The organism is Micromonospora sp. NPDC005203 (assembly GCF_042872705.1).
Lineage (GTDB): Bacteria > Actinomycetota > Actinomycetes > Mycobacteriales > Micromonosporaceae > Micromonospora.
In genome coordinates this window covers 60,916-76,907 of the sequence record NZ_JBIAKV010000014.1, presented here as the reverse complement: position 1 = coordinate 76,907, position 15,992 = coordinate 60,916, and the positions used below count along the sequence as shown (strand labels likewise).

Below are 15,992 nucleotides of genomic sequence, written 5' to 3'. Positions count from 1 at the left end.
CGATGCAGAAGGTGCGGTGCGGAGTTGAGCCGACAGGCACTCTACGACGGTTGGACCCTGCGGGCGGCATCCGGAGCGGAGGTGCCCGCCGGTATCGCCGGGCGGACCGTGCCGGCGACCGTGCCCGGTTGCGTGCACACCGACCTGCTCGACGCCGGGTTGATCCCCGATCCCTACCTCGACGACAACGAGCTGGCCGTGGCCTGGATCGGGCGCACCGACTGGCACTACCGGACGAGCTTCCGGCGGCCGACCGGCGACCACGACCGGGTGGACCTGGTCTGCGCCGGCCTGGACACCGTCGCCACGCTCACCGTCAACGGCGTCGAGGTCGGCCGCACCGCGAACATGCACCGCGGCTACCGGTTCGACGTCCGCGCGCTGCTGCGCGACGGCGACAACGACCTGTCCGTGGCGTTCGACTCCGCGTACCGCTACGCCGAGGCGCAGCGCGAGCGGCTCGGCGACCGGCCCAACGCCTACCCGGAGCCGTTCCACTTCATCCGCAAGATGGCCTGCAACTTCGGCTGGGACTGGGGACCGACCCTGGTCACCGCCGGCATCTGGCAGGAGATCAGCCTGCACGCCTGGTCCACCGCCCGGCTGGCCACCGTCCGTCCACTCGTCACGATGGACGGCCACGACGGCCGGGTCGAGCTGCACGTCGACATCGAGCGGGTCGCGGACGTGCCGCTCACCGTCCGGGCCGTCGTCGCCGGCGTCCGCGCCGAGGTGATCGTCCCGACCGGGCAGCACACGGCCGTGCTGACCCTCACCGTCCGCGAGCCCGCGCTCTGGTGGCCCCGGGGGTACGGCGAGCAGGCCCGCCACCCGATCGATGTGACGCTGCACGCGCCGGACGGCGACACCCTGGACACCTGGTCGCACCGGATCGGCTTCCGCTCCCTACGACTGGACACCACGCCGGACGACCACGGCACCCCGTTCACGCTGTCGGTGAACGACGTCCCGATCTTCGTCCGCGGGGTCAACTGGATCCCCGACGACGCCTTCCCCACCCGGGTCACCTCCGACCGGCTCGCCAAACGGTTCGACCAGGCCGCCGAAGCCAACGTCAACCTGCTGCGCGTCTGGGGTGGCGGCCGGTACGAGTCAGCGGACTTCTACGACCTCGCCGACGAGCGTGGCCTCCTCGTCCAGCAGGACTTCCTCTTCGCCTGCGCCGCGTACCCGGAGGAGGAGCCGTTCGCCAGCGAGGTGGCCGCCGAGGCCGCCGAGCAGGTCACCCGGTTGACGCCCCACCCGTCGTTGGTGCTGTGGACCGGCAACAACGAGAACATCTGGGGCTGGCACGACTGGGACTGGCAGCCGGCCCTCGCCGGGCGCACCTGGGGGCGCGGCTACTACCTCGACGTGCTGCCCCGGATCGTCGGCGAGCTGGACCCCACCCGCCCGTACTGGCCGGGCAGCCCCTGGTCGGGCACCGAGGCGATCCACCCCAACGACCCGGCGCACGGCACCACCCACATCTGGGACGTGTGGAACACCGACGACTACACCAGATACCGGGAGTACGTGCCGCGCTTCGTCGCCGAGTTCGGCTACCAGGCCCCACCGGCGTACGCGACCCTGCGCCGGGCACTGAGCGACGAACCCCTGGCGCACGACTCACCGGGCATGGCGCACCACCAGAAGGCGGCGAACGGTGACGCCAAACTCCAGCGGGGCCTGGACGCGCACCTGCCCACGCCGGTGGACTTCGACGACTGGCACTACCTGACGCAGCTCAACCAGGCCCGGGCCATCCAGCTCGCAGTGGAGCACTTCCGCTCCCACCGGGGCATCTGCGCGGGCACCATCGTCTGGCAGCTCAACGACTGCTGGCCGGTCACCTCCTGGTCGGCCGTCGACGGCGACGGCCGCCGCAAACCCCTGTGGTACGCGCTGCGCCACGCGTACGCCGACCGGCTGTTGACCGTCCAACCCCGCGACGGCGGGCTGGTCCTGGTCGCGGTCAACGAGACCGCCGAGGCATGGACCGCGACGGCGGCGGTCACCCGGTTCACGCTCACCGGGGAGCCGAGGGCGAAGACCTCGGTCGACCTCGACGTCCCGGCGTACTCCTCGGTGGTGCTGGCGCTGCCGACGGACCTGGCCCGGCCGGACGACGCCCGGCGGGAGTTGTTGATCGCGGAGGCCGGTGGCACCGCGGAGCGCGGCTTGTGGTTCTTCGCCGAGGACCGGGAGGTGGACTGGCCTGCGGCGGCCTGGGACGCGACGGTCGAGCCGGTCAACGGCGGGCAGCGGGTCCGGGTCATGGCCCGTACGGTGCTGCGCGACCTGACGCTCTTCCCGGACCGGCTGGACGCGTCGGCCATTGTGGACACCGCGCTGGTCACCCTGCTGCCCGGTGAGTCTGTCATCTTCACCGTGCGGGCCGACGTTGTGTTGGACCAGGCGGCCCTCACCACCCGGCCGGTGCTGCGCTGCGTCAACGACATCGGCTGACGCCCCAAGATCGCGGCGCCGCGTTCGCGCTTGATCGCGCTCGATCCATGTTGTAGTGGCCTCCCTCAACGAGGAGGCCACTACATCGACGTTCGAGCACGATCATCACGCCACCCAAGCCGACTGCCCATGCCGGTCGTGGCTGACGCGGAACGGCCTGAGCCACTGGGCTCGCCGGGGTTACTCCTCGGCCTGGCCCACTCCAGGGCCCTTGGCGCTTACCGGAGAGGCTTCGAACTCAGGGCTGTCCTGGGAGGAGATGGCAGTGGAGACGAGACTGGCGGCGACCGGCTGCACGTGCGTGACGTCCTCCGGCGTGCGAAGGCGTGGCGGCGCGGGCATCCACGGCTTCAGGTTCTGGATGATCTGTTCGTAGAAGTCGTCGATCGCTTGCAGCACGGAGTCGATGAAGGCGCCCCGTCCGCTGCCCCGTTTTGTTCCCGCTGCCGTGCTCTGGGCGACTCGGAAGGCCCGTAGCTCGCGTGCGGGGTCGGCGATCAACGTCGTGGGCTCGGTACGGACCTGGCGCAGGAGATCGGTCGCGCCACCGCCCCGGGCGTGCATGGCGAACGCTTCGATCCGGACATTCTCCGGCGCATCTTTCAGCTGGCGGATCAGCCAGTTCACCCTCGTGGTCGGCCGGCCGCTACGAGGGGCGTCCACGTCGACATGGCAGGCGATCTGCCCGGCCCGCAGATCGGCCGTGACCTGAAGGTGGCCGACTGCGCCGGGAATCCTGATGTTGCCGGTCAGCGTCCCGGTCGTGACGAGCTGGTTGACCAGCGCCTGGGTACGTGCGGCTGGATCGGTGAGATCGCGGCGGCTCAGCGCGGGGGTGACATCGGTACCCAACTGCCTGCCGAGACGCAGACATGCGTAGCGGATCAGGGCGTCGAAGCGGCCGGCCACCTCCGCCGCGCCGCTGTCAGCTGCCCGTAGCGTTCCTGCTGACACCCCCTCGCGCACCTGCACCCACGCCGGCCCCATGTCGCTGAACTCCAGTGCGCCTGAGCGAGGATGCTCGAGATACCTGATCAGCTCGCCCAGGATCCATGCCTGGTCCGGATCGGCGATGCCGCGGTATTCCTTCTGAATCACCGCCTGGGTCAGGATCTCCGTCCAGGGCAGGTGGTGCAGAGCCACCTTGCGCAGCTTCCGGCGATCGATCGCGGTCGGATGCTGTCCCGGGACGGGGGCGATCTCATTGGAGATCGTGATGAGGGCGTCGAAGCCCTGCTCCCGGGCGATGTCCAGGTACGCCTCCAACTGCTCGGTCTTCAACACGTTGCTGCCGGTCTTCACCTCGACCAGCGCGGTCCACTGCCGCTGTCCTCGCGTGACGCGAATCAGGCCGTCTGGAAAGAGCTGCTGGTTGCCGAGTTTGAACGGGACCTCGATGAAGGTCTGCACCGATCCGGCCGGTGCGCCGAGGGACTGGGTCAGGACCCGGCCGAACTCCCGCACCGCGCTCATTACCGCCAGCAGGGCGGAGGTTGCCCGACGTTCTTGTTCGTCGGGTCCGTTGATGCCGGATGTGGGGATCAGGCGGGCAGCGAGCCAGGTCTCCTCAGACATGCAAGTCACTCCTCGTGAAGACGGTGGTACGAGAAGTTACTCGCGAAATGGGTCGGAAAGCGGCGTGACCGTTGGAGCGTACGCACGGAAAGAGTTGCCCAAAGAGATGCCGGGCGAACCGCCCGGTCGAATCCGCTCGCCGGTCGGAGACGTCGACGTCAGCAGTTCGGTCTCTGTTTGTGGTCGTGTCCGTTAGCTGACTGCGGGCCAGTCTGCGGGCGGATCAGGCGATCAAAGCGTCGGGTGCGCGGCCGACGGCGGAACCGGCATGTGGCCGGATCGGCGCTCTAATCTTGTCGCTCTCTCGGTTGCGCTCTTTCAGGGGCGGCTCAGACTCGGTTGGCCAGCGCTACCGCCTCCGAGAGGAGTACGTCCAGGTCGTCGTCGGCAACCGCGCCATCGCCCAAAATGGCTAGGATCACGAGACCCTGGATTCGGCCGGCCATCTGCGGATCGATGGCCGTTTCGATATCGGGATCCAGGGCGGCCCGGATCAGGGTCTCAGCAGCATTGGCGTCGATTTCTGGCGCACCGGCCGGAGCCGCCGCGCGTATGTCGGCCACGAACCGCATGACCTCACCCGGGGACGTCCGCTCATCGAAGCGTCGGTTGACCGCAAAGTAGAAGACCGCACCCAGGAGGGTCGAGAAGCCGTCCCAGCCAAGCTTGTCGAGGCGGGCTTCGACCCGGTCGTTGGCCTCGTGGTCGCCTCTGACCATCGTCCGGATGTAGTCGACCATTTCAGGGCTGCTCATCAGATCGCTTCCTCTCGCGGCGCTTCTTTGCCATGTTCCAGACACCTCGAAGGCCCACGACGACTGCGCCAGCAGCCATGATGACTGATGTGACCGGGTGCTCCAACTGGGGGCGGTCAGCCGGCGTGCCGGGGCTGGCGGAGGTGGAGGTCGTGCTTCCACTCGATCCCGAGCCTTTGAAGCTCTTCTGTAGCTCGCGAAGGCCAGTGGTGATCGACTGCTCGGTCTGCTTGAGGGTGTTCTCGGAGTCGTCCGCCTTCTTGACGTGCCGGCGGAGGAATGCCTCGGCTTTCCGACTGCGACCTTCCGCTTCCTCCACCAGCCGTTCCCCGGATGGTGATGCGTCGTCCCCACCCGGTCCGGAGGTCGCGGCACCGGGGGCGATGGTGTTGACGTACCCGGTGATGTGTCGGGCGGCGTCGGCCAGGAGGCGGGCGTAGCGGCCGGCTTTGTCGCGGGCCACCTCGGCGTCCGCGATGGCCGCGCGTAACCGCTGGTCACCGCTACCTCGTTGTACTTCGGCCAGGTGCGCCAGGGCTTGCTCGGCGTCGGCCCGGGCGCGCAGCGCCGTGACGGCGGCGGTGTCGAGCTTTCCGCGTACGGCGAGGAGTTGCGCGACCAACTCGGCGATGCTGCCGGTCATCCGAGCCGGGTCAGGTAGTCGGCTGCTTGTGCGGCGGTGCTGTCGAAGCGGCGGCGGGTGGGCTCGACCTCTGCTTGGGCGGTGGCAAGGGCCTGACGGGCTGCTGTCACGTCCGCGTTCTGACTGGCGTGCAGGAGAGCGTCCGCCGTGTGGTTCGCCGCCTCCGCCTCAGAGGCGGCCTGGTCGAACACCCGCCGTCCCTGGCGGGCCGCCACGATGGCGTTGCGAAGGGATGCCTTGACCTCGCCAACGCTCATCGTGGTGGTCGGGGCTCAGCCGAGGACGCTGATGTAGCGGCGTGCCGCCTCCGCGCTTCCCTGCACGAGGGCCATGGCTTCGGCCAGGCGCTGCTTGCTCTGCTCACCGCGAGCGATGGCCTCGGCGATCGTCGGGTGCCCGGTGCCGGCGGAGATGGCGCGTAGCCGGGTCAGCATCTGTTCGGTGTTCTCGGCGGCGGCCCGGATCTGATTGATCGTGGCGTTGCCCTGCTCGGCGGCCTGCATCAGCGCAGCCTTGACTTCCTCGATGCTGGCCATGCCGCCCTCCGTCTGTCGATCGCGCCAACGAGTTCACGTTTGCGTGGTCGGACGGACACTATCGGAGATATAGATGGCACGCAGCCCTGTGAGCTACAGGTATTCGGCGGCCGTCCGTTCCACGGCGATGAACTCTTCAAGCTGTGCCTCGGTGAGATCGCGGTCCTGCAACAACTTGCCGAGGAAGACGATCTGCATCTGTAGAGCCGTATTGGCGAACGCGGTACCGATCACCTGGTTTCCGCCCTGCCAACCGGCGGTTTCAAACTCGTCCAGGAGTTGATCCACCGCTTCCCAGTCACGCCGCGCCACCGCGCGGACCAGGTCGCTGAACTCGGTCCCTACCCTCACGATCTCGAGGCTTCGCTCTCCCATACTCGGTCGTCGAGCGCAGCCCTCGCGAGGGGCGGGTATCCCAGGCGAGCCCGAGACACCCGCCGAAGCCTCAGCGGGGAGTGCGGGTCGCGCGAACGAAGCTGGCCCAGGCGGTGGGGGAGAAGGTGAGGGCCGGGCCGTGCGGATCCTTGCTGTCGCGCACGGCGACGGTGCCGGGCAGGTTGTCGGCAACCTCGACGCACTCGCCGCCGTTGCCTGCGCTGCGGGTGCTCTTCCGCCAGGAAGCGCCCGTCAGGTCAACCATGGTGAACCTCCCCGATGATCTTGTTGATCAGTTGGAACGATTGTCCCTCATCAAGAGCGAGCGACAACAGGCTCGACCAGACCTTCTCATAGGTCGCGAACTCATTGGGACGGTCGAGGTAGAGAGCGCCAGTGATCGCCTCGCTGTAGACCAACGGCGGCTCAGGCGTGCTTCGGTTGGCGAGCGGAAAATCAAGGAGCACGAAATCGCCAGCAACGGTCCCGTGGTGGGGCCCCGCGATCAGGGGTAACACGCGAATCGAGATGTTCGGTAGGCGGGTCAGCCGTAGCAGGTTGTGGAGTTGATCCGCCATGGTCTCGGGGCCGCCTACCGGCCGAAGGAGCACCGACTCGCAGAGCACCACCTGCAACTGGGGGGCAGGTGGGAGACGTCGGGTCAGCAGGGACTGCCGTTGCAGGCGCAACTCGACCGCCCGTTCCCGGTCGTCCTGGCTCATGTCGGGCTGGTCGATGCGGTAGATGCCTCGGGCGTAGTCGAGGCTCTGCAGAATGCCCGGCACGAGACTGTTCTTGTAGAACCGGAGTTTGGACGCGGCGGATTCGAGGCCGACGTACAGCTCGAACCATTCGGGGACGGCATCGCCGTACGCGTGCCACCACCCCTTGGCCCTGGTCTCGCCGGCCAGGGAGGTCAGCGCCCGAGTCAGCTCGCCCGTTGCCCCGTACAGCTCGCACATCGCTCGGACGTCGACGCCGCGGACCGAGCCGAGCCCGCTCTCGATCCGCCACACCTTCTGCCGGCTGCACTCCAGCGCCTCGGCGGCGGCGTCGAGCGTCGCCCCCGCCTCGGTGCGCAGGTCACGCAGCGCCCTGCCGAGCTGGCGTCGGGGCACCGTCGAGCCCATGTCGTCGGCCATGTGGCTCTCCTTTCTGTTGAATTTTGCAACATCCCAACGGCCGTTCTGCAACAGGGGAATGTTGCCCACAAATAACGGAACAGTGTGAGTCGACATTCATTGCGATAGTGCCTCCGACCTTACAAGATGGGTCCGACAAAGGCGATGACCGCGCAATTCCCGTCATCCGTCAATAGTTCAACGAATCCGTCAGTGAGGAGAAGGCATGTGCGCGTTTCTTCGAGCCGAGCCGACGGCTGTCCAATGAGCCCTCGTTGGGTGGCGCACCTGCCGTTCACCGCCACCGACCTGCCCACCGCCCAGCACTTCGCCGGCACCCTGGCCCGATCCCTGAGCTTCCTGTCCGAGGTGGACCCCGGCGAGACCACGGTGTCCGCCGAGGACGCGCAGGGCGTACGCCATCGGGTGTTCTGTGACCTGCCGCTCGACGGCGGTCGGCGATGCGTGCGCCGCGTCGAGCACGACGGTGACTGCACGGCCCGGCGGTGTCGATGAGCGCCGTGCCCGTGGTGACCTGCCCCGACTGCGACGGGATGACCTTCACGCTGGACCCGTGCCGCTGCACCACCTACGGCGACCGGTTCCTCGCCGACGCCGACGACCTCGCGCCGCCTCGAGAGGCGTACCGGCAGTGCGAGCAGTGTCGGGGCGCGGGCCATGTTGCGTACCCCTGTCATCGCTGCGACCGACGCGGCCGGCGGCGGGCGCAGCTCGTGGTCACGGTCGCCAACCTGGACACCGGCGCGGTCGCGTCCCACCAGGTCGTGCCCGGCGGCCTCGACCCCCACCGCGACCCGGCGGGCCGCTGGGTGGTCGACCTTGCTTCCCGAGTACGCGAACTCGCCGCCACCGTCGGCGCGGTCGTGACCGACACCGACGCGCCGTCGCTGTGGCTGGACCGGCAGTGGCGACCCGACCTGCCCGCGGCGCTTCGGCACGAGCTGGAGGCCCACGCCCTTCTGCGGGCTGATCACGCCCCCTGGCGGCTGGTGCTGGGCCGTTCCACCTCAGCGCCCACCGTCGATCCGGCCGCTCGGCTGGCCCGGCTGCGCGCGCTGGCCGACCTGTTGCTGCTCGACCTGGTCGTCGAGGCCCGCCGGCAGGGCGTGGGGTTCGGTTGGGCCGTCCGGTACGAGGTGCCCGGCTCCCCGGTGCCGTCCGGGTCGTCCGGCCGTTGGCGGGACCTGCCGGAGGCCCTGGTCGACACCGATGTGGCCGATGCGCTCACCGGTCTCGCCGACCGTGGGCGGGCCGCCCCCGCCCGGCTGCTGCGTCCCGACTCGCCGCGCCCACCCGCCGCCCCGACCGTGGACGTCGATCAACTCGAACGGCGTATCCTCGCCGACTGCGTCGACCCGGGTGGTGGCGATGAGCTGCCCGGCGCGCAGGCCCTCTGGCGGGACGGCCGATGGTGGCACACCACCCTGCGCCCCGGCGAGCCGGTGGAGATCCTCGCCGAGCAGCCCACCGGTCAGGTGGTCCGCCGCGTGTCCGTGCCGGTGGGCCGCGGCTACCACCCACCCGACCCGTCCTGGCTGGGTGAACCCGTCGACTGGCGGCCCTGCCCGGACTGCCGACCGCACACCCGGTTGCGTGCCTGCGACTGCCGGCTCGGCGGCCGTATCGCCGACTCCGACTGCCCGCACTGCGCGGGTGCCGGCCTGCGCCCGTCGGCGCTGCGCTGCTTCACCTGCGGCGACAGCCACCGCCTGCACCGGGCCGTGCTGGTCACCGTCACCGACCTGCGGCACCGGGTGGTGCATCTGACCTGGCATGCCGGCACGCCCGAGGTTGCCCCACTTGTCGCCACCCAGCCCAACGGCCGGCCCGTCGTCCAACTCCCCGACCGATACCGGCTCGGCTCCTGGGCTGCCGTCCTCGGCGCGCGACCCGAGGACCTAGCCGACATCGACGGCGGGCACGAGATCGGCAAGGATCTGCGCGACGGGTACGTCACCCTGCCCTGGGCCGGAGCCGATCCGGTAGGGGAGCAGGTGCGCGACGCCGGGCGGGGCACCGGGGCCGGCCGCCTGATCGTGGTGGCGGCACCCCCGGACGCACCGCCACTGGCCGAGCTGCTGCGGCTCGCCCTCGGCCTCGACCTGGCTCTCGTGGTGGGCGTGTACGACCTGCGGCACAACACCGGCGATCCATTGCTGGCCGACGGTTTGCGCTGGTCGGTCGAGGTGCAGCCGCGTGACGCACCCGTCCTCCCCGACGACCTGCCCTACCGGCCGAGCCTGGCCGCCGCCCTTGCCTCGTGCCGGGAATGCCTGACCGACGCCGTCGCCGGGGCCGCCCCGATCGACCCGGCGGTGCCCATCCCGAGGCCCTGGTCGGGGCCGCGCGGCATCCTCCCTGACCCCGAGCCGGATCTGCTGCGGCTCGCCGCCCGGCACGCCGGGCAGGCGGTCACCGTGCGCTTCACCCGCGCCGGCTGCGCCGTGCACCGACACGACGACGACGGGGTACGACTCCTCGCTCGAACCCGCGACCTACGCGGCCTGCGGTAGGACAGGTCCCCAAGGCGCCTTCCAGATAGTCCGGCGTCAGACGGAAACGGACCGTAAGGCGACCTGTCCGCCCCGCCGACTTTTGGTGCGGTATCGACGCTTGTCATCCTGATGATTTCCTTACCCCTAGTCACCTAACCTTCCGGTGTTCCTCACCTGACCGTGATCGATCCTGGAGGTTGCAACGTGCGGATCAACGGACGGCTGCTCGTGCCGATCTCGTTGGCGATGGTGCTGGCGACCGCCGCCTGCGGTCTGGCGTCAACGCCGGCCTCCGGGGGCGCCGACACCCCGCGCTCAGGTTCGAGTGAGCCGCGCCCCAGCGACACGCCGACCTCCAGCCCGACTCCGGAGATCCCCACCGACGCGGAGATTCCCGCCAGGGCGGCCGGCACCTTCACCACCGCCACCGGCAACGGTCGCGTGATCGGTACGGGTAAGAAGCGGGTGCGCTACAGCGTCTCGGTGGAGAAGGGGATCGCCTGGGGTGACATCCCGGCCTGGAAGCCGGACCGGTTCGCCGCGAGCATCGAGCAGGTGTTGGCGGCACCGAACGGGTGGGCCGATTCGGCGCAGCATCCGGTCACCAACGACGCGGTGAATCTGACCCGGACTTCGTGGTCCTTCCAGCGGGTCGGCGCCGCACGTGTCGACGTCGATGTCCGGCTCGCCACGCCGAGGACTGTGGACCGGCTGTGCGGAGCGAGCGGCGTCGAGACCGAGGGGGTCTACTCCTGCAAGTACGGCAAGACCATCATGATCAATCTGCGCCGTTGGCTCCAGGGGTCACCGGGATACCCCGTCAGCATCGAGGACTATCACGCCGGTGTCATCAATCACGAGTTCGGCCACTTCCTCGGCTTCGCGCACATGAGGTGCGGCGGGCCGGGCAAGCCGGGTCCGGTCATGATGACCCAGACGATCGACCTGGGCGGGTGCCTGCCCAACGTCAGCCCGTTCACCCGAAACGGCAAGTTCATCAGCGGCCCGTGGGCACCGTCCTGAGCCGGCGACCCCCAAGGCGACCACAGAGACGGCGCTGCCCGGCCGGTGAGTCTCCTCGCCGACCGGGCAGCAATCCGGGTGCTATCAGGTGTTGGTGGCGGTCAGGCCTTTTAACATCTCGGCCATGTCGGCGGTCTCCGCCGCCGGCGGCGCCTCGATGGTCACCGCCTTGCCGTAGTCGGTGTAGTCGATGACCATGTCGCCCATCTTGCCCATGCCCAAGCCCGCCCGACGCGGCCGGTACTGCTCGTCGACCCACAGGTCGACCTTGATGTCCTTGACGCCCTGCTGGGCAAACGTCTCTTCGGTGCTCGCCCGCCGCTTGGAGTCGATCTGCTCAAGGTACGTCGCCACCGGTGTGGTGACGGTGTAGTGGACGGTTTGCGCCCCGTTCACCGTCTCCTGGCCCACCACCTTCGTGCCCTCGATGGCGAGCAGCGTCTTGACCTGCTTGATCGGGTCCATCTCTTCGAACTGCTTGCCGAAGTCCGCGCCCGCCTTGTTGCCGGCCACCGCGGTCAGATCCATCTTCATCCAGCGCTTGCCGCCCGTGTTCGCGCGACCCTCCGCGGGAATCTCGACGAAGAACACCGCGCCGATCATCCGGACGGTGACCGTGGTGCCCTCCGGATCGGTGATCGTCATCTCGGCCTTGGGGGCGTCACCCAGGTCCAGGACACCCTGCATCGAGATCTTCTGACCGCTCATGGTGCCCGTCATCTTCACGGTCACCGAGTCGGTCTTGGTGGTGGTGTCGACCGTCTTCTGCAGCGACCCCTTGAGATCGCTGGCAAGCAACTCCAGGACGCCGGGCTGCTTGTCCGGCGCCTCGGTCGACCCGCTCTGCGGGCCGCAGGCGACGCCAGCCAGTGCCGTGAGCGCCGCGACCGCCACCCCGGCGGTCTTCTTCCACAATGCCACGTGCACGCTGCTTCCCCCCGTAGGAATCCGGGCCTCCCCAGATTGACCGACGCCACGCTAACCCATGCGGTCGATCCGGAGGCACCGCCTTTTCGCCGGCCCACCCGCTCCACCCGGGCACTCATCGGCGCTGGTCGCCGGCTGGACCGTCGTCGACCGGGACGATCGCACTGGGACGGGTGCCGGCTGAGGTGTCGGGCCTTGGCCAGCCCGTCATCCGGTCCGCTACTGATGCCGGTCGCGGGAAACGCCGGAACCCAGTCGGGTGTCGGCACCCTGGACCCAGTCGTTCAGAGCACTCTCCACCTCGTCGATGGTGATGCGGGTGGAGATTCCCCAGTGTGGGCGTGCGGCGTTGAGCTTGGCCTTCAGGGATTCCAGCATTGTCGCCTTCGCGTAGGGCCAGGGGCCGTCCGCGACGAACAGTTGCGAGTACCGCACGGTGTCGACGATCGCCGACTTGATCTGCTCGTGGCTGAGGTAGGCACGGAGGTCGGACTGCCAGCCCGCCACGTGCTGCGGAGGCATCCGCGCCGACCAACGACTGAGCAACTCGTTCCGCTCGTCGTCCACATACTCCATCTTGTGCAGGTGTACGGCCATGTCGTAGACGGGATCGCCCCAGAGCGCCAGCTCCCAGTCGAGAAAAACGCTGCCACCCTCGTTGACGATGATGTTCTTTCGGTGAACGTCCGCGTGTACGCAGACTGAAGGCCGTGCGGTCAGCGTTGGCCAAATCTCCGTCAGGCAGGCCAGGGGCTGGTCGGGTATTTCGAAGCGGGCGAACAACGGACGGTACCGCTCGGCGAAGGCGTCATAGACCCATTGGGTGAGCGAGGTCAGCCGTCTGGCGAACGCGGCGCTGTCGGCGTCTGCCGGCCACTCATCCGGTATCGGGGGGAGGGCATCACGGGGTACGTCAACAAGTTGCAGGAACAGCTCGGCAACGTCACTCAGCACGTGTCGCGGACACGGCACGCCACGGGGTGCGATGTCGTTGAGCACCGCGCCCTCGATGAACTCGTGAATCTGGAACGGAGGTGCGGTGGAGAGGAAGACCAGCCGGGGCGCTCGGGCCACGTAGGGAGCTATTGCGGGTAAGAGCTCCTGCTCTCGCCACAGTCGCAGATCCATGACGTCGGCGCCCTCGATCGGGATCCGTACGATGACTGACTCCGTGCTGAGGTCGACGCGGACGTTGTGGTTGTAGTAACCGGCTGCGGCATCGAGACGAGTGCGTGCTCGCTCGTAGATGTCGGACCATGTCATGGTCGTTCCTCCAGGAGTGCTGTCACGATCCGGCGGCTACGGCCCTCTAATGCCGACAGCGAGTCCAGGGCATCGATTCGCTCACGCGCGGCGGTGGCCGCCGTGGTGATCCACTCGTCGTGCAGGCCGCTAGCGGTGAGGAGCTGATCAGCCAGCACGATTAGCGTCGGATAGACCTCGGCCTTGATGAGTTCATCGACGGCCCACCGGGCCGCGGTCAGTGTCGAGTCCAGGTCGTTGAGTCGCGCGTAGAGGAATGCCCGGAACAGTTCGGCGCGAGCGCGACCCGACCGGTAGCCAGCAGCGTCCAGTGCGGCGGCGGCTGCGCCGAAGGAGAGACCTGCGGCCTCGTACTGGCCGAGTCGCGTCCGCGCTATCGCCAGCCCGGTGAGCACCTTGCCGAGCTCGTGTTGCGCACCCATGTTGCGTTGCTGCTCGATTGCCTCGCCAGCTACGCGTACTGCCTCGGCAGGATCGGTCCAGGCCAGCAATTCCACCTGGTTGGTCCGCAGGTTGGCCAACCCGACCACCGTGTCCGCCTCCTCATAGAGCGCCCAGGCGCGGTGCCACTCGCGCCAGGAGGAGTCGAAGTCGAGCGCGAAGCGGTAGCCGAGGTGGAGTAACCGGCTCACATCCCCGTGCAGCAGCGGGTCGTCGGCGGTGTTCTCGGCGAGGATCTGGTTGGCCATGGCGAACGCGTCGCGGCACCGGCCCTGCCACATCTCGATATCGGCGAGGGAGAACCCGGCCCGGTGCCGGACCGGGCCGCTGTGCTCCTGCCAGACCCGGGCGTAGATGAGTCGAGCGGCCTCCGTTGCTCCCGCGATCCGCCTGCCGTCGGCGGCAGCAATGGCCAACCGTGCCTGAACCACCTCGTCGACCGGCCAGTTCACCTCGGGAGTGAGCGCCGTGGCCGATGCCGCGTCCCCCAGCACGATGGCGGCCTCGGCGTCCATGCAACGCAACGCAGCGGTCAAATCCTCGTCGGACCGAGCGTCGACCACCTCCGCCAGATCCTGTCGTACACCGTCGAAGGCCTGCTTGCCACCGCAGTTCAGCGCCTTGTCCGCGTAGGCGAGCAGTCCCGCACCGGAAACGAGACCGGAATGCATCGCCGAGTACGCGCCCTCCCTAATGGCGCGTGCCCGCGTCGCGACGCCATCCTCCGTGCGCTGGGCCTGCTCCGAGCGAACGTCCCAGATGTCGCGCAGGAGCGCGTGCACGTCGTGGGTGGTGGCCGCGGAGACGTGCGTGCTCAGGGCTGCTCGCATCAGCTGGTGCAGTCTGCGGCCGTGCGCGCCGGACGGGTAGACGAACGAGTAGGCGGTGAGCGACTCCCAGGCCGGCCGGTGCTGCGGCAGGTCGAAGGCCCGGGTGAGCGCCCGGAAGATCTCGAAGTCGAAAAGCCGTGGCACGCTCAGGAGCTCAAGGGTGCGTACCTCGCTGCTCTCCACGTGTTGGAGGAAACGTTGCACGATCTCCTCGGGCGAGACCGCTAGGGTCCGCCCGACCGCGGTCTGCGTGTCGATCGCCAGATGCAGGTAGAACGGCAGGCCGGCGCTGGCGTGCGCGATTGCGAGCTGGTCCGCGGTCTCGGTGACTCCACACTCGCTCAGCAGGTCGATCCGGGCCTTCATCGGTAGGCCGCCCACGTGGCACACGCGTGTCACTGATGCCCAGGTCGAGTCGTACACCTGCCAACTGAGCGGCTCCCGGCTAGCCACGACCACCAGTCCGCGGTCGAGTTGAGCCACCAGGTCGCGCAGCCAGGCGTCGGCGGTCGCGGAGCGGCCTGCTTGCGGTGCGGCGCGACTGATCGCCTCGTACGCGTCAATGAAAATCACGTACGGGTGATCCTCGCTGGCCTCCCGAAGGTCCTCGGCGAACAGGTAGGTGACCGCGTCGGCGAGGTCGACGCTGGACAGCTCGTCCAGCGAGCGCAACGTCTCGTCGATTCTGATCCATCGCCGTCGGCGGGCACCGGACGCGGCCTTCTCGGCCAGACGGAGAAGGCTGACGCCGGTGCCGAACACGGGAATCCCCGACGCCGTGTCGAGGAGTTGGGTCAGCGCCTCGCTCTCGTCGATGAAGGGCAGCTCCGCCGGGTTCAGTCGCAAATGAGGGTGGAGTCGCTGCCAGAAGACCGCGTAGCCGATGTCGAAACGGTCGAACTTGACGCCTTGTCGACCCAACTCGACACGGAGCACCGCCAGGGCATCTTCCTGCTGACGTAGAGCCGGCACCTGCAGGTCCAGAACAGCGGTCCGATGGGTTTTTGCCGGTGTCCGGTCCCGAAGTTCCCGGAGCAGGCGGGACTTTCCGATGCCACCAACCCCGACCAGGTTGAGGATCCGTACGCCAGCTCCGGCAGCCGCCAGTTCGTCGGCATAGTCGGCCAGGATCGACTCGCGGTTGACGAATGTGCGGCGAAGAGCGGCAACCCGACGGAACCTCGGCTTGAGGGTCACCAATCCTCCTTCTACCGCACCCGAACCGATGACGCTCGTGACTGTAGCGATCGCTGGCAATGCGAGCAGTTCCATTTTGGCTACCGTCGGCGACAGCCGTGCCCCCTGCCGGCTGAGCGGGGAAGGGGCACGCCCGTACCTACACGGGACGGGTCTGGCCTCGGTGCGGCCACCTGCTGCCGCAGCCGCCGCCAGGCAGGCCGTGTCCGGCACTGGGTGACCTGACGGTGAAGAGCGACGGTCCGGCTTGATCGCACGAGATTGCGGATGTCGGGGTATCCGGCCACATAGGACACCCCGACATCCCTGATGTCGTGTTGA

Annotated in this window: 15 protein-coding genes; 4 read left to right on the top strand and 11 right to left on the bottom strand. The window is 68.5% G+C overall.

The genetic code is table 11. From position 1 onward, the window contains the following. Positions 1-24: 24 nt before the first annotated feature. Entirely contained in the window at positions 25-2,469 is a 2,445-nt protein-coding gene (locus ACFYPM_RS26115) for a glycoside hydrolase family 2 protein (RefSeq protein ID WP_387202010.1), read from the top strand. 180 nt (positions 2,470-2,649) lie between these two features. On the opposite strand, the gene ACFYPM_RS26110 is transcribed toward ACFYPM_RS26115, so the two are convergent. The 8 genes from ACFYPM_RS26110 to ACFYPM_RS26075 all read right to left on the bottom strand — a co-directional run bounded on the left by ACFYPM_RS26110 (position 2,650) and on the right by ACFYPM_RS26075 (position 7,564). Further along, positions 2,650-4,044, bottom strand: coding sequence for a stress response protein (locus ACFYPM_RS26110; RefSeq protein WP_387202007.1), 1,395 nt, complete (start codon positions 4,042-4,044; stop codon positions 2,650-2,652). Between the two features lie 329 nt (positions 4,045-4,373). Then, positions 4,374-4,799, bottom strand: a complete 426-nt coding sequence (locus tag ACFYPM_RS26105) for a hypothetical protein (RefSeq protein ID WP_387202004.1) — start codon at positions 4,797-4,799, stop codon at positions 4,374-4,376. Further along, a complete protein-coding gene (locus ACFYPM_RS26100; protein ID WP_387202001.1) occupies positions 4,786-5,442 on the bottom strand; it encodes a hypothetical protein in 657 nt (218 codons plus the stop codon). Before ACFYPM_RS26100 ends, ACFYPM_RS26105 begins: the two co-directional genes overlap by 14 nt. Continuing rightward, a complete protein-coding gene (locus tag ACFYPM_RS26095; protein ID WP_387201998.1) occupies positions 5,439-5,699 on the bottom strand; it encodes a hypothetical protein in 261 nt (86 codons plus the stop codon). Before ACFYPM_RS26095 ends, ACFYPM_RS26100 begins: the two co-directional genes overlap by 4 nt. 15 nt (positions 5,700-5,714) lie before the next feature. Further along, positions 5,715-5,978 (bottom strand): hypothetical protein, encoded by a 264-nt coding sequence (locus ACFYPM_RS26090; RefSeq protein ID WP_387201995.1) that lies wholly within the window; start codon positions 5,976-5,978, stop codon positions 5,715-5,717. A 93-nt stretch (positions 5,979-6,071) separates the two neighbouring features. Next, entirely contained in the window at positions 6,072-6,329 is a 258-nt protein-coding gene (locus tag ACFYPM_RS26085) for a hypothetical protein (protein ID WP_387201992.1), read from the bottom strand. A 94-nt stretch (positions 6,330-6,423) separates the two neighbouring features. Then, positions 6,424-6,618, bottom strand: coding sequence for a DUF397 domain-containing protein (locus ACFYPM_RS26080; protein ID WP_387201989.1), 195 nt, complete (start codon positions 6,616-6,618; stop codon positions 6,424-6,426). Then, complete coding sequence (locus tag ACFYPM_RS26075) at positions 6,611-7,564, bottom strand: helix-turn-helix domain-containing protein (RefSeq protein WP_387201986.1); 954 nt, start codon at positions 7,562-7,564, stop codon at positions 6,611-6,613. Before ACFYPM_RS26075 ends, ACFYPM_RS26080 begins: the two co-directional genes overlap by 8 nt. 174 nt (positions 7,565-7,738) lie before the next feature. Between ACFYPM_RS26075 and ACFYPM_RS26070 the strand changes: the two genes are divergently transcribed. The 3 genes from ACFYPM_RS26070 (at position 7,739) to ACFYPM_RS26060 (ending at position 11,013) form a co-directional block, all read left to right on the top strand. Next, positions 7,739-7,990, top strand: a complete 252-nt coding sequence (locus ACFYPM_RS26070) for a hypothetical protein (protein WP_387201983.1) — start codon at positions 7,739-7,741, stop codon at positions 7,988-7,990. Then, entirely contained in the window at positions 7,987-10,008 is a 2,022-nt protein-coding gene (locus tag ACFYPM_RS26065; protein ID WP_387201980.1) for a hypothetical protein, read from the top strand. The genes ACFYPM_RS26070 and ACFYPM_RS26065 overlap by 4 nt, the downstream gene beginning before the upstream one ends. Positions 10,009-10,194: 186 nt before the next feature. Beyond that, complete coding sequence (locus tag ACFYPM_RS26060) at positions 10,195-11,013, top strand: DUF3152 domain-containing protein (protein ID WP_387201977.1); 819 nt, start codon at positions 10,195-10,197, stop codon at positions 11,011-11,013. Between the two features lie 84 nt (positions 11,014-11,097). Here the strand turns inward: ACFYPM_RS26060 and ACFYPM_RS26055 are convergent, their stop codons facing one another. The 3 genes from ACFYPM_RS26055 to ACFYPM_RS26045 form a co-directional block, all read right to left on the bottom strand. Next, on the bottom strand, positions 11,098-11,940 hold the full coding sequence (locus tag ACFYPM_RS26055; protein ID WP_387201974.1) for a hypothetical protein: 843 nt from the start codon (positions 11,938-11,940) through the stop codon (positions 11,098-11,100). A 219-nt stretch (positions 11,941-12,159) separates the two neighbouring features. Then, on the bottom strand, positions 12,160-13,203 hold the full coding sequence (locus tag ACFYPM_RS26050) for a phosphotransferase family protein (RefSeq protein WP_387201971.1): 1,044 nt from the start codon (positions 13,201-13,203) through the stop codon (positions 12,160-12,162). Next, a complete protein-coding gene (locus ACFYPM_RS26045) occupies positions 13,200-15,671 on the bottom strand; it encodes a hypothetical protein (protein ID WP_387201967.1) in 2,472 nt (823 codons plus the stop codon). The genes ACFYPM_RS26050 and ACFYPM_RS26045 overlap by 4 nt, the downstream gene beginning before the upstream one ends. Positions 15,672-15,992: the final 321 nt, after the last annotated feature.